Source organism: Streptomyces sp. GESEQ-35 (genome assembly GCF_017948485.1).
Lineage (GTDB): Bacteria > Actinomycetota > Actinomycetes > Streptomycetales > Streptomycetaceae > Streptomyces.
In genome coordinates this window covers 112,553-132,422 of record NZ_JAFFSX010000031.1, presented here as the reverse complement: position 1 = coordinate 132,422, position 19,870 = coordinate 112,553, and the positions used below count along the sequence as shown (strand labels likewise).

18 protein-coding genes are annotated in these 19,870 nt (G+C 71.3%); 7 read left to right on the top strand and 11 right to left on the bottom strand.

The window, feature by feature from the left end; genetic code table 11:
* Nucleotides 1–79: 79 nt before the first annotated feature.
* Nucleotides 80–1,111 (top strand): hypothetical protein, encoded by a 1,032-nt coding sequence (locus tag KCH87_RS41095; RefSeq protein WP_210593022.1) that lies wholly within the window; start codon nt 80–82, stop codon nt 1,109–1,111.
* A 24-nt stretch (nt 1,112–1,135) separates the two neighbouring features.
* Here the strand turns inward: KCH87_RS41095 and KCH87_RS41090 are convergent, their stop codons facing one another.
* Together KCH87_RS41090 and KCH87_RS41085 are read right to left on the bottom strand one after the other, a co-directional pair.
* A complete protein-coding gene (locus tag KCH87_RS41090) occupies nt 1,136–1,639 on the bottom strand; it encodes a DUF6328 family protein (RefSeq protein WP_210593021.1) in 504 nt (167 codons plus the stop codon).
* A gap of 92 nt (nt 1,640–1,731) precedes the next feature.
* Nucleotides 1,732–2,715, bottom strand: a complete 984-nt coding sequence (locus tag KCH87_RS41085) for an aldo/keto reductase (RefSeq protein WP_210593020.1) — start codon at nt 2,713–2,715, stop codon at nt 1,732–1,734.
* 135 nt (nt 2,716–2,850) lie between these two features.
* Here KCH87_RS41085 and KCH87_RS41080 point away from each other — a divergent pair, with 135 nt between their 5' ends.
* Entirely contained in the window at nt 2,851–4,545 is a 1,695-nt protein-coding gene (locus KCH87_RS41080) for a cholesterol oxidase substrate-binding domain-containing protein (RefSeq protein WP_308299040.1), read from the top strand.
* 43 nt (nt 4,546–4,588) lie between these two features.
* Here the strand turns inward: KCH87_RS41080 and KCH87_RS41075 are convergent, their stop codons facing one another.
* Nucleotides 4,589–5,275, bottom strand: a complete 687-nt coding sequence (locus KCH87_RS41075; protein WP_210593019.1) for a ribonuclease H — start codon at nt 5,273–5,275, stop codon at nt 4,589–4,591.
* A 47-nt stretch (nt 5,276–5,322) separates the two neighbouring features.
* Nucleotides 5,323–6,120 carry a VOC family protein gene (locus KCH87_RS41070; RefSeq protein ID WP_210593018.1) on the bottom strand — a complete coding sequence of 266 codons (798 nt, stop codon included), beginning with the start codon at nt 6,118–6,120 and terminating at the stop codon, nt 5,323–5,325.
* A 175-nt stretch (nt 6,121–6,295) separates the two neighbouring features.
* On the opposite strand from KCH87_RS41070, the gene KCH87_RS41065 reads away from it, so the two are divergent.
* Complete coding sequence (locus KCH87_RS41065; protein WP_210593034.1) at nt 6,296–7,360, top strand: zinc-binding alcohol dehydrogenase family protein; 1,065 nt, start codon at nt 6,296–6,298, stop codon at nt 7,358–7,360.
* 3 nt (nt 7,361–7,363) lie between these two features.
* On the opposite strand, the gene KCH87_RS50305 is transcribed toward KCH87_RS41065, so the two are convergent.
* Nucleotides 7,364–7,498, bottom strand: a complete 135-nt coding sequence (locus tag KCH87_RS50305) for a hypothetical protein (protein ID WP_282613064.1) — start codon at nt 7,496–7,498, stop codon at nt 7,364–7,366.
* A 154-nt stretch (nt 7,499–7,652) separates the two neighbouring features.
* On the opposite strand from KCH87_RS50305, the gene KCH87_RS41060 reads away from it, so the two are divergent.
* The 3 genes from KCH87_RS41060 (at nt 7,653) to KCH87_RS41050 (ending at nt 10,954) form a co-directional block, all read left to right on the top strand.
* Nucleotides 7,653–8,327 (top strand): response regulator transcription factor, encoded by a 675-nt coding sequence (locus KCH87_RS41060; RefSeq protein WP_210593017.1) that lies wholly within the window; start codon nt 7,653–7,655, stop codon nt 8,325–8,327.
* A complete protein-coding gene (locus KCH87_RS41055; protein ID WP_308299039.1) occupies nt 8,324–9,976 on the top strand; it encodes an ATP-binding protein in 1,653 nt (550 codons plus the stop codon). Before KCH87_RS41060 ends, KCH87_RS41055 begins: the two co-directional genes overlap by 4 nt.
* Before the next feature lie 75 nt (nt 9,977–10,051).
* Nucleotides 10,052–10,954, top strand: coding sequence for an SGNH/GDSL hydrolase family protein (locus tag KCH87_RS41050; RefSeq protein ID WP_210593016.1), 903 nt, complete (start codon nt 10,052–10,054; stop codon nt 10,952–10,954).
* On the opposite strand, the gene KCH87_RS41045 is transcribed toward KCH87_RS41050, so the two are convergent.
* Genes KCH87_RS41045 through KCH87_RS41020 form a run of 6 tightly spaced genes read right to left on the bottom strand, consistent with a single transcriptional unit; the run spans nt 10,917 to nt 18,720 of the window.
* Nucleotides 10,917–11,582, bottom strand: a complete 666-nt coding sequence (locus KCH87_RS41045) for a TetR/AcrR family transcriptional regulator (protein ID WP_247197540.1) — start codon at nt 11,580–11,582, stop codon at nt 10,917–10,919. The two genes, KCH87_RS41050 and KCH87_RS41045, sit on opposite strands and share 38 nt — an antisense overlap.
* Complete coding sequence (locus KCH87_RS41040; protein ID WP_210593014.1) at nt 11,579–13,585, bottom strand: CocE/NonD family hydrolase; 2,007 nt, start codon at nt 13,583–13,585, stop codon at nt 11,579–11,581. The genes KCH87_RS41045 and KCH87_RS41040 overlap by 4 nt, the downstream gene beginning before the upstream one ends.
* Nucleotides 13,582–15,315, bottom strand: coding sequence for an ABC transporter ATP-binding protein (locus tag KCH87_RS41035; protein WP_210593013.1), 1,734 nt, complete (start codon nt 15,313–15,315; stop codon nt 13,582–13,584). Before KCH87_RS41035 ends, KCH87_RS41040 begins: the two co-directional genes overlap by 4 nt.
* Nucleotides 15,315–16,181: an ABC transporter permease gene (locus KCH87_RS41030; protein WP_210593012.1), complete on the bottom strand. Its 867-nt coding sequence runs from the start codon at nt 16,179–16,181 to the stop codon at nt 15,315–15,317. The genes KCH87_RS41035 and KCH87_RS41030 overlap by 1 nt, the downstream gene beginning before the upstream one ends.
* Nucleotides 16,178–17,134 (bottom strand): ABC transporter permease, encoded by a 957-nt coding sequence (locus KCH87_RS41025; protein ID WP_210593011.1) that lies wholly within the window; start codon nt 17,132–17,134, stop codon nt 16,178–16,180. Before KCH87_RS41025 ends, KCH87_RS41030 begins: the two co-directional genes overlap by 4 nt.
* 2 nt (nt 17,135–17,136) lie before the next feature.
* The gene (locus KCH87_RS41020; RefSeq protein WP_210593010.1) at nt 17,137–18,720 is read right to left on the bottom strand and encodes an ABC transporter substrate-binding protein; all 1,584 of its coding nucleotides are present in this window, start codon (nt 18,718–18,720) and stop codon (nt 17,137–17,139) included.
* A gap of 244 nt (nt 18,721–18,964) precedes the next feature.
* Between KCH87_RS41020 and KCH87_RS41015 the strand changes: the two genes are divergently transcribed.
* On the top strand, nt 18,965–19,840 hold the full coding sequence (locus KCH87_RS41015) for an aminoglycoside phosphotransferase family protein (RefSeq protein WP_247197539.1): 876 nt from the start codon (nt 18,965–18,967) through the stop codon (nt 19,838–19,840).
* Nucleotides 19,841–19,870: the final 30 nt, after the last annotated feature.

Below are 19,870 nucleotides of genomic sequence, written 5' to 3'. Positions count from 1 at the left end.
GGCATCGCCGTGAGCCCATATAGGCTGCCTGTCGCACGTGTTCCTGCCGCACCGGCACCACCCTTCAGGAGAGTCACCCGTGACCCTGGCGACCGTCCCGTCCGAGACGTCCCCCGCGCCCCTGTCCGACCTTGTGGCGCGGGACGCGCGCGAGTTCGGGGTGTATGCGCGGACCGGAGGCTGGGCCTTCGGCCTGATGGTGGCACGCAGCGTACGGCCCGGCGGACAGGGCGCGGAGGAGACGCCGAAGGTGTCCGCGAAGGAGTTCGCCGAGCTCGCCGGATGCTCCGCGGAGCGCGTCATGCGCTACTACAAGGCCTGGGACCGGGCCGCCGACGACGGTCTCGTCCCGCACTTCGAGGCGCTGGCGCCGGGCCAGGAGGTCGAGCTGCCGGACGCGGACGTGTGGCTCGGCTACTACGTCTCCCGCAACAGCGCCACCTCGGAGCGCGGCACCGCCATCACCGAGGCCGCCGAGGCCGAGGGCATCCGGCCGACCAAGGCCCTCGAAGTCGCGGAGAACCCCACCGCGCTGCGCGCCGCGATCCTCGCCGACCCGTCCACCGCCCGGGCGGCCCGCCAAGCGCTCCTGGACCGCGTCCTCGAAGACCCGGAACTCCAGGCCGAGTTGGCCCGGGACGTCGTGCGCACCGACGACCTGAAGAAGGCCGTCGCCACCGAGAGCAGGGCGGCCGACCGGATCGGATACGTCCGTCAGATCGCCGAGTCGGGCCAGATCAAGACCCCCGCCGGGCAGACCCTCGACGCGCCCTCCGACGTACGCCAGGAGGCCGAGCGGCATCTGTCCCTCATCGACGAGCTGGACGACGGTGAGGACTCCGGCGAGTGGGCCACCGACGCCTACGACACCATGAAGTCCCTCGTTGCCGAGACCGTCGAGGCCGACCCCGAACTCCGCGTCCAGGAACGGCGGACGAAGTTCTACAGCAGCCTCCAGCGGGCGACGAAGGTGTTCGAGGAGCTCACCTTCGACGACGTCGACGCCCAGGACTTCTACGAGGACGACATGGTCCAGCAGCTGGAGGAGCTCCAGCATGCGATCAGCACCTGCATCGCGGCACTGCGCGGGGCCCGCACTGAAGCCTCCTGATCACCCAGGGTGACGCACTTGATCTCACCGTGACGAGTGGCGGTACCGCGTCCACCACGGCACCCCGAACCAGCACATCACGTACCACACCACGACTGCGGCGACGAGCCACGGCACATAGTCGTCGCTGCCCGTCGCGACCCGGAGGATCAGCAGCAGCGCGGCGGTCATCGTGGCCAGCAGCAGCAACAGGCCGATGAGAGTCAGCCGGGAGGCCCACTCCACTGCCTGCGGTTTGATCCGCCGGCCCGACACGAGCCGGTGCAGCGTCACCGGGCCGACCAGCGCCCCGGTGGAGGCGGCGCCCAGGACGACGGTGACGATGTAGATGTTCTGGTCCGTGTCGTCCAGGTCCACGAACCTCGGCGTGAACACGACCGTGAGGAGAAAACCGAACAGGATCTGCACCCCGGTCTGGGCGACCCGGATCTCCTGGATCAGCTCGCCCCATTTCCGGTCGGCCTGCTCCTCGGGGGTCTCGTCGCGGCCCGAGTCATCGGCATCCGCGTTCTTTCGCGTGACCGACAAGGTTCCTCCCTGATCGATCGAACCCGCTTCTGTCTCGGACCCCGAGTGCCCAGATTCAGCCGGTTCGATCGGTCAGGGCTGCGGCTCCCTGACTACCAGCGACTCTCGACCTGGTCCTTGATCCGGCGGTCGTAGAGGTCCCGGATCGCGGTGAGCGTCTCGGCGGACAGGTCCGGCAGCTTGGCGGCGGCCGCGTTGGCGCGGGCCTGCTCGGGCGTGCGGGCACCGGGGATGACGGTGGTCACGCCGGGCTGCTGGACGATCCAGCGCAGCGCCAGCTGGGCCGGCGCGTACCCCTCCGGGGCGAGGGCGGAGAACTCGGCCGCGGCCACCACACCCGTCTCGTAGTCGACGCCCGAGAAGGTCTCGCCCTGGTCGAAGGACTCGCCGTGCCGGTTGAAGGTGCGGTGGTCGTTCTCGGCGAAGACGGTGTCCTTGGTGTACTTGCCGGAGAGCAGACCCGAGGCCAGCGGAACCCGGGCGACGATGCCGACGCCCGCCTCGCGCGCCGCCGGGAGCACCTTGTCCAGTGGCTTCATGCGGAAGGCGTTGAGGATGATCTGCACACTCGCCACGTTGGGCCGGGCGATGGCGGTCAGCGCCTCGGCGCAGGTCTCCACGCTGACCCCGTACGCGGCGATGCGCTCCTCGGCGACGAGCGTGTCCAGGGCGTCGAAGACCTCGTCGGAGGAGTAGACGGGCGTCGGCGGGCAGTGCAGTTGCACCAGGTCGATGCGGTCGACGCCGAGGTTGCGGCGGGATCGGTCGTTCCAGGCGCGGAAGTTGTCCAGGACGTAGTTCTCGGGGATCTGGTCGACGCGACGGCCCATCTTGGTCGCGACGAAGACGTGCAGATCGGGGCGCCCGCGCAGGAAGCCGGCGATGGTCTGCTCGCTGCGTCCGTCGCCGTACACATCGGCGGTGTCGAAGAAGGTCACCCCTGTCTCGGCCGCCGCCTCCAGCACCGCCAGGGCATCCTTGTCGTCGACGTCTCCCCAGTCGGCGCCCAGCTGCCACGTGCCGAGACCGACGACGGATGCCTGTTGACCCGACCTACCGAATACGCGCTCGTCCATGACGTCAGTCTGTCATCCGTCACCTGCATACGCGGAGTTGGCTCCTCCGGTCGCTTCCTGTGAATCGTTCACTCACACGAGTGACGGGAATCGCTGGGGAACATGCACGTGTCAACGCGCCTCTAGCGTGAGCCCGTGATCGAACATTCATCGCATCCGGGCGGCGACCGACCCGCCCCGTGGACCCGCCGGAGTTTCCTGCTCACCGCCGGCGCGCTGGCCGCGACACCGAGCACCAGGGCGGCCGCGGCCGCCGAACTGCCGGGCTTCCCGGCGGACATCGCCCCGTACCGCTCGGCGTACCGCAACTGGGTCGGCGAGATCACCGCGGACGGGCTCTGGGCCTGTGCCCCGAGCGGCCCGGAGCAGGTGGCGGCCGTCGTCAACTGGGCCTGGCGGCACGGCTGGCGGGTACGCGCGCGCGGTTCCTCGCACGGCTGGTCCCCGCTCACGGTCACCGAGGACACGCCGTCGGACGCGCGGGTCCTGCTGGTCGACACCGCCCCGCACCTCACCGGCCTGGCCCTGGACTCCCCCACCTCCGTGCGCGCCGGGACCGGCATCACGCTGGAGGCTCTGCTCACGTACCTCGAAGGGCACGGACTCGGGGTGACCGCCACACCCGCGCCCGGCGATCTCACCCTCGGTGGCGCCCTCGCCATCGACGCGCACGGTACCGCCGTACCGGCCGAGGGCGAGCAGGCGCTGCCCGGCCACACATACGGCTCGCTCAGCAACCTCGTGCTGGCGCTGACGGCGGTGGTGTGGGACGAAGCCGCCGGCGCCTACGTCCTGCGGACGTATCGGCGGGACGAGCCGGACTGTGCCGCGCTCCTCACCCACCTGGGGCGCGGTCTGATCACCGAGGTCGTGCTGCGCGTGGGCGCCAACACCAATCTGCGCTGCGTCAGCCGCACGGACATCCCGGCCGCTGAGCTCTTCGCGGCTCCGGGGACGGGCGGACGGACCTTCGCGAGCTTCCTGGAGGAGTCCGGGCGGGCCGAGGCGATCTGGTTCGCGTTCACGGAGTTCCCGTGGCTCAAGGTGTGGAGCGTGTCACCGACCAGGCCGCTGACCTCGCGGCGGGTGACGTCGCCGTACAACTACCCGTTCTCCGACAACGTGCCGACGCCGGTGGCGGATCTGGTCGGGCGGATGACGTCGGATGCGGCCTGGTATCTGGCGCCGGTGCTCGGCAACGCGCAGTACGACGTGGCCGCGCTCGGGCTGGTGGCGACACTGTCGGCGGACATCTGGGGTCCGTCGAAGAACACCCTGCTGTATCTCCGGCCGACCACGCTGCGGATCAACGCGAACGGGTATGCGGTGCTCACATCCCGGGACCAAGTCCAGCGTGTCGTCGCCGAGTTCACCGCCTTCTACCGGGAGCGGCTCATGGCGTACGCGGCCGTCGGCAAGTATCCGGTCAACGGTTCGGTCGAGATCCGGGTGACGGGTCTCGACGATCCGGCCGACGCCGAACTGGCCGGAGCGCAGACCCCGTTGCTGTCGGCGCTCAGGCCCGGCGGTCCCGGCCGGGACACCGCCGTCTGGCTCGACATCCTCACGCTGCCCGGCACCCCGCACGCCGAGGCGTTCCTGCGGGAGATCGAGCGGTTCCTGCTGCGGACCTTCGACGGAACCCGGGTCGAATGGTCCAAGGGCTGGGCCTACACCGACCAGGCCGTGTGGAGCGACGAGGAGGTGCTGGGCACGGTGGTGCCCGCGTCGTTCGGTGCGGACGTGTGGGGGCGAGCGGTCGAGACGCTCGACCGGCTCGACCCGCACCGGGTCCTCGGCAATGACTTCCTCGACCAGTTGCTGCGTTGAGTGCTGATGAGGGCTGGGCCCATCGCGTCGGCTTCCCGGATGATCAGGCGTCCGCCGTACGGCACTCCGGGTGGCCCCAGCCCTGCGCGTTCTTGGCGATCGGCTCGCCGGCCGCGTAGGGGCGGCCGCACATGCAGCGTCCCGGGAACTTCGCCTTGATCGTGCGGGAGGAGCTGCCCTCCTTGCGCGGCCGGGAGGCAGCGGCCTTGCGGCGCGGGGCGCCGGAGGACGGGGTGTCGGGCGAGGGCGGCGGCACCGGAGAGCCGAGTTCGCTGCCCGCGGGTTCCTGGACCACCGCGGCCTGGCTGGCGGCCCGGTCGGCGAAGTCGTTGAGCGGGTCGCCGTCGACCTGGTGGGCGGGGACGTAGCGGAAGTCGACCTTGCGGCCGTCGAGGAGTTCGTCGATGCGGACGACGAGGTCCTGGTTGGCGACCGGCTTGCCGGCGGACGTCTTCCAGCCGTTGCGCTTCCAGCCGGGCAGCCAGGTGGTGACGGCCTTCATGGCGTACTGCGAGTCCATCCGGATCTCCAGCGGCACGTCCGGGTCGATGGCCGTCAACAGGCGTTCCAGCGCGGTGAGTTCGGCGACGTTGTTGGTCGCCTTGCCGAGCGGTCCCGCCTCCCAGCGAGTCGGGTTCTCGGCTTCGTCCGCGACCACCCAGGCCCAGCCCGCCGGTCCGGGGTTTCCCTTCGAAGCCCCGTCGCACGCGGCCACCAGTCGTTCACGCATGTGCCGATCATGCCATGCACGGGCCGGGCCCTGGGTCGCGGTGCGGGTCAGACGTCGGTGAGGTCCGGCATCTCGCCCTGGGTGTTCGTGGTGTCGATCACGGAGAAGTTGGCGCCCTGCGGGTCGGTGAGAGCCGCGAACCGTCCGAACGGGCTGTCCATCGGCCCGAACCGCAGAACGGCGCCGAGCTTGGTGGCCTTGGCGACGGCATCGTCACAGTCGGCGACACCGAAGTAGACGTTGATGTACGCCGGTACCTCGGGCGGGAAGTCCTCGGTCATCTTCATCCGGCCCAGGGCGGGGTTGCCTCCGACGTTGTAGACCCGGAAGTCCATCGCGTCGTCGTCCATCTGCTGCGACGTGTACGGGAAGACGGCAGGGAAGAACGCGTCCGACTTCCCGGGCTCACGGGTGAAGATCTCCGCCCAGCAGAACGCGCCCACCTGGTCCATCGGCGCCTCGAACCCCTCGTGGGTGCCCGCCTGCCACACGCCGAACACGACGCCGCCAGGGTCGCTCGCCAGACACATGCTGCCGAAGTCGCCCACCTGCATCGGCTCCATCACGACCTGGCCGCCGTTGTCACGGATCTTGCCGGCGGTGGCTGCCGCGTCCGGCGACGCGAGATACAGGCACCACTGGGACTGCTCTTCCTGGCCGGGCATCGGCGGTACGACGGCGGCGACCGCCTTGCCGTCCACGTAGGCCTGGGTGTAGTTGCCGAATTCCGTCGCCTCTTCGCCGAACGTCCAGCCGAGGACGTCACCGTAGAAGCTCTTCGCTCCCTCGACGTCGCTGAACATCGCATCGGCCCAACAAGGGGTTCCCTCAGGTTGTACGGCCATGACTGCGGCCCTTTCGGGTGTGTTGGCTTGTCCGGATGGGGTGGGTTGGCTGTCCGAATTCTCACGCTAGTCACCCGTAGGCCGGATCGCGCGCCGAATGCGTGACTCCGTTCCAGACTGGAGGGGTACGGGGGCGGACTTCGGGTGGACGGGGCGCGGGATGGTGGACGGAACCATGCGGGCATGGGCCGTGGTGCGCCCGGGGCCCGTCGAGGAGGGGGCCCTCCGGTTCGTGGAGGAGCCACTGCCGGTGCCGGGGGACGACGAGCTGCTCGTGCAGGTGCGCGCGTGCGGGGTGTGCCGGACCGACCTGCACGTGGCCGAGGGGGACCTGCCGGTGCACCGGCCGGAGGTGACGCCGGGGCACGAGGTCGTCGGCGTGGTCGCGGGTTTCGGGGCGGCGGTGCGGGGGTTCGCGGTCGGGGACCGGGTGGGCGTGGCATGGCTGCGGCGGACGGACGACACCTGCGGGTACTGCCTGCGCGGGGCGGAGAATCTGTGCCCGCACTCCGAGTACACCGGCTGGGACGCCGACGGCGGTTACGCGGAGTACACGACCGTTCCGGCCGCGTTCGCCTACCGGCTCCCCGAGGGCCTCGACGACACGGCGACGGCGCCCCTGCTGTGTGCCGGGATCATCGGCTACCGCGCACTGCGGCGCGCGGCGCTGCCACCGGGCGGGCGGCTCGGACTGTACGGCTTCGGGGGCAGCGCCCATCTGTGCGCGCAGGTCGCGCTGGCCGAGGGAGCCACCGTGCATGTGCTGACCCGGGGTGCGGCGGCGCAGCGGCTGGCACTGGAGCTGGGGGCCGCGTCGGCGCGCGGCGTGCAGGAGCGGCCGCCGGAGCCGCTGGACGCGGCGATCCTGTTCGCGCCGGCCGGCGACCTGGTCCCGGTCGCCCTGCGCGCCCTCGATCGCGGCGGCGTCCTGTCCATCGCCGGGATCCACCTCACCGACATCCCGCCCCTGCGCTACGAGAGCGAGCTCTTCTACGAGAAGGAGCTGCGCAGCGTCACCTCCAACACCCGGGAGGACGGGCGGGAGTTCCTGGCGCTGGCCGCCCGGCACGGCGTACACGCCACGACGCACACCTACCCGCTGTCCGGGGCCGATCGGGCGCTGACCGACCTCAAGCACGGCCGCTTCGACGGGGCGGCGGTGCTGGTGAACGACATGGCGCCGGGCCTTGTGGAGCCGATGAAGGACGGGCCGCGCAGGTCGACGACGTACGACCCATAGCCCTCAAGACCGCGACGGAGTCCGGCCGGGAGCGTAGGCGGGGGCCGCCGCGAGGCAGATGCCGTCGTGCGGCCCCGCGACCGCCGGACCCACGGCGGGCAGCAGATCCGGCACGGGCGCGCGCGGCGACTTGGTCATCCCCGCACCGCACACGCCCGCGCCGGGTCTCCCCCTGGCGGCTCCCCCCTTGAACCGTGGGCATTTACTGTTCTACCTTCGCCACATGGTCGGGGCATCAACGCCCGCTCATTGGCGACACAACGCCGGGCGGCGGATGGGCCGGTGATGTGGAATGCGTCCGCACCTCGCTCTGATCGAGGACGACCCCGACTTCGCACTGATGTGCCGTTCCTATCTCGAGCGCGAGGGCTTCACCGTCACCTGGGCCATGGACGCCCGTGCGGGCAAGACCGTGCTGTACGAGGGCCGGGTCGATCTGGCCGTGCTGGATCTGGGGCTGCCGGACGGCAGCGGGCTGGAGCTGCTGCGCGCGGTGCGTTCCACCAGCCGTCTTCCGGTCATCGTGGTGACCGGGCGGGGCGCGGAGGCCGACCGGGTCGCGGGGCTGGAGATCGGCGCCGACGACTACCTCGTCAAGCCGTTCTCGCAGCGGGAGCTGGTGGCCCGGATCCGGGCTGTGCTGCGCCGCTCGCAGCCGCCCGAGATGCCTGATGTGCTCCAGGTGGGATCGTTGCGGGTCGACACGGGCGCGTGCCAGGCCTCCGCCGACGGCACGCTGCTGACGTTGCGCCCCAAGGAGTACGCCCTGCTGGAGGTGCTGGCCGGGGCGCCCGGGCGGGTGTTCTCCGCGCAGCAGCTGCTCGAACAGGTCTGGGGTGCCGCCTGGCAGCAGACCGCGACGGTGATCGAGCACGTGTACCGGCTGCGCGGCAAGCTCGCGGGGCTGCCCGCACCCGCTCCGCGGATCACCACCGTCCGCGGGTACGGCTACCGTCTGGACCCGTGAGCGCCGCCATGCCACTGACCGGCCCGGACTTCCGGAGTCTCTTCGACGCCACGCTGTCGCCGCTGCTGATCCTCAGCCCCGACTTCACGATCGTCGAGGTCAACCGCGCCTATCTGGCGGCCACCCGCACCGAGCGGAGCATCGTCGGGCGGATGATCTTCGAGGTGTTCCCCGACAACCCGGGCGACCCTTCGGCCGACGGCGTCGCCAACTTGCGCCGCTCGCTGGAGTCGGTGGTGGCCACCGGCCGCACGGACGTCATGGCGTTACAGCGGTACGACATCCCCACGGGCGAGGAGAGGGCTTTCGCCGAGCGCTACTGGAGTCCGGTCAACACACCGGTCGTCGACGCGGAGGGTCGGGTGACGTATGTCATCCACCGGGTCGAGGACGTCACGGAGTTCGTGCGGCTGCGCCGAGCGGGCCGGGAGCAGCGGCGGGCGGCGGCCGTGGGCATGGAGATCGACCTGTTCGTCCGGGCCCGGGAGATCCGCGAGGTGAACGAGCAGCTCAGCCGGGCCAACACCGAACTGCACGCGGCGGGGCGGCGGCTCAAGGAGGAGCAGCGGGCCAAGGACCGGTTCATCGCCACGCTCTCGCACGAGCTGCGCAACCCCCTGGCGGCCGCGACCGCGGCCATCGAACTGCTGGCGCTCGACCTGCCCGACGGGCATCCGGCGCTGTCGGTCCTGGAACGCCAGCTGGGCACGCTGGTGCGGATGACCAACGACCTGCTGGACGGCACGCGCGCGGTGAACGGGCGGCTGGAGCTGGTGCGGGAGCGGACCGACCTCCGGTCCGTCGTCGACGGCGCCTGCGCCGACATCCGAAGCCTGTTCGGGCACGAGGACCGGACGCTGCACGTGACCCTGCCGCCCGGCCCGGTGCCCGTGGACGGGGACCGGCTGCGGCTGGCCCAGGTCCTGACGAACCTGCTGTCGAACGCGCTGAAGTACACGCCGCCGGGCGGCCACACCGAGGTGCGGCTCACCGCCGAGGAGGGGCAGGTCAGGCTGACCGTGCAGGACGACGGCATCGGCTTCGACCCCGGTCAGGCCGAAGACCTCTTCGGAGTGTTCATGCGGGCGGCTCCGACCGGCCCCCACACCCCCGAGGGCCTGGGGCTGGGGCTCTCGGTCGCGCGGACGGTCGTGGAACTGCACGGCGGCACCATCTCGGCACACAGCGACGGGCCGGGCAAGGGCGCGTCCTTCACGGTGCTGATGCCGGTGGCGGACACCGCCGTACCGCGGCCGCCGCACCCCCTGTCCGCCGTCCGGCCGCCCCGGCGTCATCTCGCCATCCTGATCGTCGAGGACAACACGGACCTGGCGGCGACCTATCGCACTCTGCTGGAGCGGCAGGGCCACCACGTCACGGCCGTGCACACGGGCGCCGACGCGCTCACCGCCACGCGGGCCGATCTGTTCGACGTCGTACTGTGCGATCTGGGCCTGCCGGACATCGACGGCTACACGGTCGCGCGGGGTGTGCGGGCCCTGCCGCACGGGGACCGGATCCGGCTGATCGCGGTGTCCGGCTTCAGCCAGGGCACCGATCACGCGCTGTGCCGGGCGGCCGGGTTCGACACCCACCTGGCGAAGCCGCTGCCGCTCACCGATCTGCTTGACCTGCTCGAGCGGCCGTGACGCGTGTCTTCCCCCTGAGGCCCGGCTGTGCTTGCCTGAGGAGCCGTTTTCCGTGTCCGGGGCGGGAGTTGCTGCATGCGGAGACCGTGGATCGTGGGGATGCTGCTGGCCGGCCTGCTGCTCGGCGCGTGCGGGGATCCGGCCTCCGAGCCGGAGGAAGCGCCGCCCACGCCGTCCGCACCGGCCGGCACGACACGACAGCAGGCGCCCGCCACACCGACCAGGCCCGCGAAGGCGCCCACCGTGCTCTACCTCGGGGACTCGCTGGCCATGGAGAACCAGAAGGTGCTGGGCCAGGAGCTGCGCAAGGACCTCGACGCGCAGTACACGAGCGCCCCGTACTCGGGAACCACTCTCTGCGACTACCTGGAGGGCACGAACAAGCGCTCCCTCGTCCCGGACGCGGACAAGGCGGCCGCCCTGGTGCGTTCCCTGCACCCGGACTTCGTGGTGCTCCAGTTCTGGGGCAACGCCTGGGGCTACACCTGGTGCATGGACGGGATCACCCACGACAAGGCCCGCAGTACGTACTTCGCACGGTACGCCGCCGACGCCGAACGCCTCACCGCACAGATCACCGCGGCCGGCGGATCCCAGCGCCCGCGGATCGTCTGGGTGTTGCAGGGCCCGGACCCGGTCACGCCGGACCGGGTCCGGCGCGTGAACGCGATCTACGAGGAACAGGCCGCCGCCTCCGGCGACCTCGTCGCCGACGCCGGCAAGACGGTCAGTCCGGCCGACGCCCGCTACACCTGGACGAAGTACCTGCCCTGCTCGCCGTACGAGCGCTCGCACCCCGACTACTGCACCCAGCCGAGCGGCGACCGGACGGCGCTGCACTACGGCGACGACTACCTGCACTTCTGTCTGGCGCCCACGACGTCCACACCGAAGCCGTGCCAGGTCCGCTCCCCCGGCATCCTGCGGATCGCCCGGGAGATCACCCGGGTGGTCGGCGAACGAGCTCGGTCTCGATGAGCCGGTTGAGGTGACGGCGGGCGTCCTCGGTGCTCAGCGGGGGCGCCTGGCGCAGCCGTTGCAGGGCGAGTCCGTCGGCGAGCGCGGCGAAGCGGGCGGTGAAGCCGTCGAGGTCGTCACCGGTGAACTCGCCGTCGGTCACGCCCCGTTCGGCCAGGGCGCGGATCTGCTGATGCCAGGCTTCGTACCGCTGGGCCTGTCCGCGTGCGAACGCCTCGTCGTTGCCCTGGTCTCCGGCGTTCCAGTAGTCGAACCACATGCGCCAGTGCCGGTCGGTGTCCTCGGTGAAGAGCGCGTCGACGAGCAGCCGCAGCGCCTCGGCCCCGCCGGCCGCCTGCTCGGCCGCTTCGCTCAGGTCGCTGTAGTAGCGCTCGATGTGCAGCACCATCGCTTCGGAGAGGATCTCCTGCACGCTGCCGAAGTGGTAGGTGACGGTGCCGACGGACACTCCGGCCGCGGCGGCCACGTCCCGTACCCCGACGGCGGCGTAGCCGCGTTCGGCGATCAGCGGGACGGCGGCCTCCACGATGAGCCGGCGGCGCACCTCGGTGGGCTGCCGGGTGCGGTCGGCGGCGGCCACGGCACGGCGCGGGGACTTCGCGGTCTGCGGAGGCTTGGCGGGCGTCATCCGGAGGTCCTCGGGGTGGTGCGGTGCCATGCACGCTGGGCCACTGTCTCTCCGTTCGCCCGGGTCTCGATGCGACTGTCCATGATGAAGTCCGCCGCCGTGGCACGCAGCTCCGTGCGCGCCACGATCTCAGCGTCCCAGTCGTCCCCGCGCCGCAGCCGGATGTGCCACTCCGACACCGCCTGCGCGGACACCGGGTCGTCGCTGCGGATGCGGTACGTCTCCCGCGCGCTCTCCTCATAGCGCAGCCCGTCCGGATACGTCCGCGATCCCCCGTAGTTGGGGTCGACCTCCAGCGTCCACTCCCCCTTCGCCACGTCGTGCGTGACGAGCCGCTCGGGTGCGGTTTCGGCGGGCCGGTCGTAGGTGACGTCGAGCGGCGGGGCCTGCTCGGGTTCCTCGAAGACGATCGGCGGACCGGCGGCATCTTCGCGTACGGGCAGCAGTACGGCGCTCTCAGCCGGTACGACGCGCAGTTCGCCGCGTTCCCCGTGCGGCCACACCCACGGCCAGTAGGCGTCGGAGACGGCGACGCGGAGGCGATGGCCGGGCGGGAAGGCGTATCCGATGCCGGTGAGCTCGAACTCGACGTCCTCGTACGTCCCCGGCGTCCACTCGACGGCCCGGTCCCGGCCGTGCCTGCTCAGCAGGTTGAGCACGCCCCGGGTGACGAGCGTGGACGAGCCGTCGGGCGCGACGTCGCAGATGCGGACGATGACGTGGGCGCGTGGTGTGGCGCTGTCGAGGCGGAGTCGTACGCGCGGCCGGCCGAGGATCTCGACGCACTCGGTCAGCGGCTCCGAGTCGAAGCACACCGAACGGCCGTCCTCCGCACGCTGGTCGGGCGGCAGATCGCTCGCGTTGCCGAACGGGAAGAAGCGGCCGGCGTCGAGGCCGGTGTGGAGCGGGGACCGTACGAGGACGGGGTCGACGCCCGAGCCCAGTATGCGCTCATCGAATGTGATGTGCGGCGACGGCCAGTCGGTCTCGCCCACCCAGCGTCCTGGCATCACGTCGTACGAAGTGGCGGGCGGCACCGGGTCGTTGACCCAGGCGCGCAGCAGCGGCTCCTTCATGACGCCCGTGTCGACGCCCTTCAGGTGCTGGTCCCACCAGCGCAGGGTCTCCTGGAGGAAGCCGATCGCGGGGCCCGGCGGGAGTCCGCGGTCGGGGTACTGGTGGGACCAGGGACCGATCAGCCCCCGGACACGGTCGGCCGGCAGCTGCTCGGCGAGCCGCAGCACGGTGTCCCGGTACGGGTCGTTCCAGCCGCCGACCGCGAGGACGGCGGCGTCGATCGCGGTGTAGTCCTCGCAGACGCTCCCATGGCGCCAGTACGCGTCGCGCTGCTGATGCTCCAGCCATGTGTGCAGGAAGGGTTCGAGCGCGTCGAGGCGCTCGCGCCACATCGGCAGCCAGCGGTCGGCGCCGACGTTCGCCGGGTCCGGTGGGCGGGAGGCGAAGGCGAGCATGGTGCCGGCCCAGGCGAGCATGTCGATGCCGAGGACGGCGCCGCCCGTGTAGTGGACGTCGTTGTCGTAGCGGTCGTCGGTCGAGCAGACGGTGACGATCGCCTTTAGCGGCTCGGGGGCGAGGGCGGCGATCTGGAGAGAGTTGAAGCCGCCCCAGGAGATGCCGAACATGCCGACCTTGCCGGTGCACCAGGGCTGCGCGGCAAGCCAGTTGACGACGTCGACGCCGTCCGCAAGTTCCTGTGCGTCGTACTCGTCGCCGGGGACGCCCTCGCTGTCGCCATGGCCGCGGATGTCGACGCGGACGGAGGCGTAGCCGTGTCCGGCGTACCAGGGGTGGCGCTGGGCGTCGCGCGGGGCGGTCCAGTCGCTTTTCCGGTACGGAAGGTATTCGAGCAGCGCGGGCACCGGGTCGGACTCGGCGTCCGCCGGGCGCCAGATCCGGGCGTGCAGCCGGGTCCCTCCGTCCCGGGTGGGGATCCACACGTCCTCGCGGATCACCTGGCGGTCGAACTGCTCGCGGTACTTCACACAACTCCTTCCAGCGCGGTGGAGCGCCAGCGGCGGACCCGGTGGCCGTCTCCGTGGTCGGTCCAGACATCGTCCGGTGCGGCCGCGTCCTCCCAGTCGGCGGTGTTCTCGACCAGGGGAGTTGCGTCGGGGTCGGGTTCGAGGACCGCCGCCATCAGCTGCCGGGTGTAGGGGTGGCCGGGGTCGGCGAACACGGCCTCCGTCGGGCCCTCCTCGACCACGACGCCATGGCGCAGTACGACCACGCGATCCGCGATTCCGCGTACGACGGCCAGGTCATGGCTGATGAACAGACAGGCCAGTTCGCGTTCCCGGCGCAGGTCGTCGAGCAGCCGCAGGACGTCGGCCTGCACCGAGACGTCCAGCGCCGTGGTGATCTCGTCGGCGATCAGCACGTCCGGCTCACCCGCCAGCGCCCGCGCGATACCGATGCGCTGCCGCTGGCCTCCGGAGAGCTGTGCGGGCAGCCGGTCGGCGAGGGCCGGGTCGAGACGTACGTCGGAGATGAGCCGCCGGGCGCGCTCGGCCGCCTCGCCACGACCGCCCGCCGTGCCGAAGAACCGCAGCGGCCGCCGGACCGCGTCTCCCACCGAGCGCCGTGGGTTGAGCGAGGTGTCCGCGTTCTGGAAGACCAGCTGCACCCGGCGCCGCAGCGACAGCGGCCGCCGGTGCGCGGGCGCGGACAGATCGCCCGCTTGATGGGTCATCGCACCGCCGGACGGTGTGCGCAGCCCGGCCAGCGCCCAGGCCAGCGTCGACTTTCCGCTGCCCGACTCCCCGACGAGGGCGAGGACTTCGCCGCGCCGGACGCCGAAGGAGACGCCGTGCACGGCACGCGTCCTGCCGTAGTCGATCGTGATGTCCTGCGCGGAGACGGCGACCTCGGCATCGGCGGGTACCTCCGCCCTGGGCCTGACCTCCCGCTCGCCCGCTTCCCCGACGAGGGCGAGCCCGGCGTCGTCGAGACGTGGCACGCTCGCCAACAGCCGCCGGGTGTACGGGTCTTCGGGCGCCCGGAACAGTGTCCGTGTGGGCGCGGCCTCCACCACCCGCCCCGACCGCAGCACGGTCACCTCGTCGGCCATGTGTGCGACCACGCCCAGGTCGTGGCTCACCAGCACGGCCGCCAGGCCGAGTTCGTCGCGCAGGGCGGCGATCAGGTCGAGGACGCTGCGCTGGGTGACGACGTCCAGGCCGGTGGTCGGCTCGTCGAGGACCAGCACCTTCGGACGGGCCGCGATGGCCATGGCGATGGCGACGCGCTGCTGCTGGCCGCCGGACAGCTCGTGCGGATAGCGGCGGGCCAGCTCCGCGGGGTGCGGCAGCCGGACCTGTTCGAGCAGGTCGACGACCGGGACCTCGCCGCCCACCTCCTCGATCTGCTTGCCGATGCGCATCGAGGGCGTGAGCGCATGGCCCGCGTTCTGGGCGACCATGGCGACCGTCCCACCGCGCAGCCGTCGCAACTCCCGTGCGGGAAGGGCGAAGACGTCGGAGCCGCCGACGTGCACCGACCCTTCGGTTATCCGGGACCCGTGCCGCAGATGCCCCAGCAGGGTCGCGGCGACGGTCGACTTGCCGCTGCCGGACTCGCCGACGAGCGCGAGCGTCCGCCCCTCGGCGACCTCGAAGGACACCTCGCGCACCACGGGCACGGCACGGCCGCCCGAACGGTATGCCACGGACAGGGAGTTCACGGAAATGATCGGGGTCGTAGCGTTCGAGGCCATCAGGAGCCCTCCCTGATCCGGTCCACGCCCCACGCCTTGGACAGGCCGTCGGCCGCGAGGTTGAGCCCGACCACGAGTGTGGCCAGGGCGATGATCGGCGCGAGGCTCGCCATCGGGACGACCGTGATGGCGGTGCGGTTCTCGGCGACCATCAGACCCCAGTCGGGGGTCGGCGGGTCGGCGCCGAAGCCGAGGAAGGACAGCGAGGAGATCAGCAGCACGACCCAGGACGCCCGCATCGCGAACTCCACGCACACCACGTCCGTGATGTTCGGCAGCACCTCCCGGCGCAGGATCGACCAGGTGCTCTCGCCGCGGGCCCGGGCCGCGGTCACATAGTCGGCGGGGACCACCGCGAGGGCGGCGCCGCGCACGACACGGACGACCTGAGGGGCGTACACGACGGCGATGGCGAGCACGATGACCGCCGGGCCGGTGCCGAGCGCGGTCACGACGACGAGAAGTACCAGGATCGGCGGCACGGACAGGACCGCGTCCAGCACCCGCCCCAGCACGTCGTCGAACCAGCCGCCGCGCAGGGCGGCCGCGCATCCGATCACCGTGCCGAGGGCGACGGTCAGTACGGTGGCGCCGACGGAGACGCCGAGCGCGTACCGACCGCCGTAGAGCACGCGCGCGAGGACGTCACGGCCGTACTGGTCGGTGCCCGCCCAGTGTTCCCAGCTCGGGCCGAGCAGCGCCTCGGAGGGGGCGTTGGCGATGGGGTCGTACGAGGTGAGGAGTGGGGCCAGCAGGGCGATCACGAGGTGTACGGCGACGATCGCCAGGCCGATGACGGCGATGCGCGAGGTGCGCAGGGTGCGCCAGGCGCGGGCGGCCACCGGGGCGACGGCGAGTGTGGTCATCGGGTCCTCCCGCGCGTACGGAGCTTGGGGTTGAGGGCCATGGCGCCGAGGTCGGCGGCGAGGTTGCAGACGACGTAGACGACCGCGCTGATCAGGGCGATGGCCTGGATGACGGGCAGGTCCCGGTTCTGTACAGAGGAGAGCATCAGCTTGCCGATGCCGGGGTAGTTGAAGACGTTCTCGACGACGGCGACTCCGCCCGCGAGCCAGGCGACGTTGAGGGCGATGACGTGGAGGGTGGGCAGGAGTGCGCTCGGCAGGGCGTGCCGGGTGACGACGCGCCAGGTCGACAGGCCCTTCAGACGGGCGGTCGTGACGTACTCGCTCGCCATCACGTCGATCACCGAGGTGCGGGCCATGCGGATGATGTACGCGGCCATGACGACCGCGAGCGCCAGGGCCGGAAGCCAGACGGCGGGCAGGAGTTGGCCGACGGTGGCATCGGGGCCGTAGAGGACCACCGCGGGGAACCAGGGCAGCGCCACCGAGAAGCACAGCACCAGCACGGTCGCCACGACGAACTCGGGGACGCTCATGCCGACGAGGCTGACGGTGGAGATGACGTGGTCGGGCCAGCGGTCGCGGTACAGGCCCGCGAGGATGCCGAGCACGATCGATCCGGTGACCGCGAAGAGGACGGTCACCAGGGCTATCAGCGCCGAGTTGGCCAGATACGACGACACCTCGCCGCCCACGGACCCGCCGGCGACGAGGGAGGTGCCGAAGTCGCCGTGCACTGCGCCCGCGATCCAGTCGGCGTAGCGCTCCCAGGCGGGCTGGTCGAGCCCGAGCTGCTTGCGCAGCGCGGCGACCGCGTCCGGGGTGGCGTCCTTGCCGAGGACCTGGGTGGCGACGTCGCCGGGCAGGGCCTGGACGGCGAGGAAGACCAGCACGGAGGAGAGGAAGAGCGTGCCGAGGGCTGCGGCGATGCGGCGGGTGAGGAAGGAGAGCATGCTCAGGCTCCCTTCAGGCCGATGGCGAGATAGTCGAACTCGAAGCCGTACTCGGCGTATCCGCGCACCTTCCGCGAGAGCCCTACGAGCCGGTCGGCGAACATCGGGGTCATCGCCCCGCCCTTCTCGATCACCATCGTCTGCGCCTGGCCGTACAGCTCACTGCGCCGCGCGCCGTCCGTCTCGGCGCGCGCCCGGTCGAGCAGGGCGTCGAAGTCCTTGTCGGACCAGGCGGTTTCGTTGTAGCTCGACCCGCTGCGGAAGATCTGCGTGAGCAGCTGGTCGACGGGGCGGCCGGTGTACCAATAGGTGGCCATCAGCGGCTTCTTCATCCAGATCTGCGTGTAGTACGAGTCCGCCGACGCCGTCTTGACCCGGACGCGGATGCCCGCGCGCCTGGCCGAGTCCTGGTAGGCGAGGGCCATCGGCGTGAAGAGCGGGTCGTAGGCGGAGGTGTAGAGGTCCACGGCCAGGCCCTCCTGACCCGCCTTCTTCAGCAGGTACTTGGCCTGTTCCGGATCGTGCTTCGGGTGCGCGGAGATGTGGGCCGGGTCGCTCGGCGGCACCGGGTTGTCCCAGCCGGCCGTACCCGCACCCTGGAGGGCGACCTTGACGACGTGCTCGGGGTCGTAGGCGAGCTTCATCGCCTGCCGAACCCGGACGTCGGTGAAGGGCTTTTCCGTGGTGAGCATCGGCAGCACGTACCACTGGGCGTTCGTCACGCGCGCGATGGTGGCCCGGTCGGACGCGGCCACCACCCGGGCGGTCGCGAAGTCCAGGTTGGTCTGGGAGAGCAGGTCGACCTGGCCCGCGAGCAGCGCGTTGGAGCGGGCGGACATGTCGGCGACCGAGTAGAAGGCGATGGCGTCCAGGACGGGAGCGCCCGCCCAGTGGTCCCGGTAGGCGGTGACGCGGCCGGGGCCGGCGGGTGCGAAGGACTCCAGTTTGAAGGGGCCCGTGCCGATGCCGGTGCGGCCGATGGACTTCGCGCTGCCGTCGGGGATGACGTAGCAGTTGTAGTGCGTGAGGAGGCTCGGGAACTCGGCGTTCGGGGACTTGAGCGGGACGACCAGGGTGTGGGCGTCGGGGGTGCCCAGCCGGTCCGGGTCGATGAGCGGCGCCAGTACGGCCGCCTGCGGGGACGCGGTCGCCTCATCGAGGATGTGGCGGAGCGTGTAGGCCGCGTCGGCGGAGGTGAAGGCGCGGCCGTTGTGGAAGGCGACGCCCTTGCGGAGCCGGAAGGTCCAGGTGCGCGCCTTGCTGTCGGGCTCCCAGGACTCGGCCAGGTCGGGGGCGAGATCGCCGTCCGCGTCGACGCGGACCAGCCGGTTGTAGAGAGCGCCCAGGTATTCGTACGCCGACAGGGCACTCGCCGGGTCCAGCGTCTCGGCGTCGGAGGCGGGCGGCCGGGCGATGCGCAGGGTGCCGCCGCGGTCGGGGGCGCCCTTCGCCGCGGCGGTCGGCAGGACGGGGGCGGAGGCGGCCCCCGTACAGCCCGTCAGCAGCCAGGACGCACCGAGCGACGCCGCCGAGGCCACGCCCGCGGCAAGTACCGACCGCCGTCCCGGATGATGGATGTCGGACATGTACCGACCGTCCCTCTCGCTATTCGTTCAGCATTCGTTCAGCGGAACGATTGAGTGAAGTGCGTGAACGATAACTAGGGGTCGGTTTCCCGCCAACCCCTGAGCCCGGAAATTAACCGGAATTAACCGGCGAAACGCATTGGTTACGTGCGGGCCAGGGCGGCGGAAGACTGCCGCGAGCGTCGAAATCGTTGGACAGGGGGCGCCGTCGACCAGTGGGATGTCGCCCATGTGTGCTCTGAAGATGCGTCCGGACGAGGTGGACCTCGACGCAGCGTTGGTGGGCCGGCTGATCGCCCGGCAGTTCCCCGAGTGGGCGGACCTGCCCGTGGCGCGGCTGGAGTCGTCCGGCACCGAGAACGCGATGTTCCGGCTCGGTGACGACCTCGTCGTACGGCTCCCCCGGCATCCCGGTGCCGTCGGCGACGTCGAGCACGAGCAGCGCTGGCTGCCCCGGCTGGGCCCGCTGCTGCCGACCGCGGTGCCGGAGCCGGTCGGACTGGGGGTGCCGGGCGACGGGTTCCCGTGGGTGTGGTCGGTGTTCCGGTGGCTGGACGGGCGGAATCCGGCCGTCGACGCGCTCGACGATCCCGAGGGGCTGGCCAAGGATCTGGCGGCGTTCGTCGGCGCGCTGCGCCGCATGGACCCCGCGGGTGCGCCGATCGGCTACCGGGGTGTTCCGCTGGCGACCCGGGACACGCCGACGCGTGAGGCCATCGCGCAGCTGAACGGCGCCGTGGACACGGGCGCGGTGACGGCCCGGTGGGAGGCGGCCCTGCGTGTCCCCGTGCACGCGCGTCCGCCCGTCTGGGCACACGGGGACCTGTCACCCGGAAACGTGCTCGTCGCGGACGGACGGCTGAGCGCGGTGATCGACTTCGGGACGCTGGGGGTCGGCGACCCGGCCGTGGATCTGATCGTGGCCTGGAATCTCCTGCCCGCGTCGGTCCGTCCCGTCTTCCGCGACGCTCTGGGCGTCGACGACGCCGAATGGACGCGGGGGCGGGGCTGGGCGCTGTCGATCTCGCTGATCCAGCTGCCGTTCTACTGGGAGACGAATCCACCGCTGGCGGCGAACTCGCGGCATGTGATCAAGGAGATCCTGGCCGAGGCCGGGTAGCGGAGAACCGGCCGCCGGGTCCTCGGCGAC

Excerpts from the sequence above, each read along its gene's own strand:
- KCH87_RS41035 (WP_210593013.1), bottom strand. The coding sequence starts at position 15,315 with ATGGCCTCGAACGCTACGACCCCGATCATTTCCGTGAACTCCCTGTCC.
- KCH87_RS41030 (WP_210593012.1), bottom strand. The coding sequence starts at position 16,181 with ATGACCACACTCGCCGTCGCCCCGGTGGCCGCCCGCGCCTGGCGCACC.
- KCH87_RS41065 (WP_210593034.1), top strand. The coding sequence starts at position 6,296 with ATGCGGGCATGGGCCGTGGTGCGCCCGGGGCCCGTCGAGGAGGGGGCC.
- KCH87_RS41020 (WP_210593010.1), bottom strand. The coding sequence starts at position 18,720 with ATGTCCGACATCCATCATCCGGGACGGCGGTCGGTACTTGCCGCGGGC.
- KCH87_RS41060 (WP_210593017.1), top strand. The coding sequence starts at position 7,653 with ATGCGTCCGCACCTCGCTCTGATCGAGGACGACCCCGACTTCGCACTG.
- KCH87_RS41015 (WP_247197539.1), top strand. The coding sequence starts at position 18,965 with ATGCGTCCGGACGAGGTGGACCTCGACGCAGCGTTGGTGGGCCGGCTG.
- KCH87_RS41025 (WP_210593011.1), bottom strand. The coding sequence starts at position 17,134 with ATGCTCTCCTTCCTCACCCGCCGCATCGCCGCAGCCCTCGGCACGCTC.
- KCH87_RS41085 (WP_210593020.1), bottom strand. The coding sequence starts at position 2,715 with ATGGACGAGCGCGTATTCGGTAGGTCGGGTCAACAGGCATCCGTCGTC.
- KCH87_RS50305 (WP_282613064.1), bottom strand. The coding sequence starts at position 7,498 with ATGACCAAGTCGCCGCGCGCGCCCGTGCCGGATCTGCTGCCCGCCGTG.
- KCH87_RS41075 (WP_210593019.1), bottom strand. The coding sequence starts at position 5,275 with ATGCGTGAACGACTGGTGGCCGCGTGCGACGGGGCTTCGAAGGGAAAC.
- KCH87_RS41070 (WP_210593018.1), bottom strand. The coding sequence starts at position 6,120 with ATGGCCGTACAACCTGAGGGAACCCCTTGTTGGGCCGATGCGATGTTC.
- KCH87_RS41050 (WP_210593016.1), top strand. The coding sequence starts at position 10,052 with ATGCGGAGACCGTGGATCGTGGGGATGCTGCTGGCCGGCCTGCTGCTC.
- KCH87_RS41045 (WP_247197540.1), bottom strand. The coding sequence starts at position 11,582 with ATGACGCCCGCCAAGCCTCCGCAGACCGCGAAGTCCCCGCGCCGTGCC.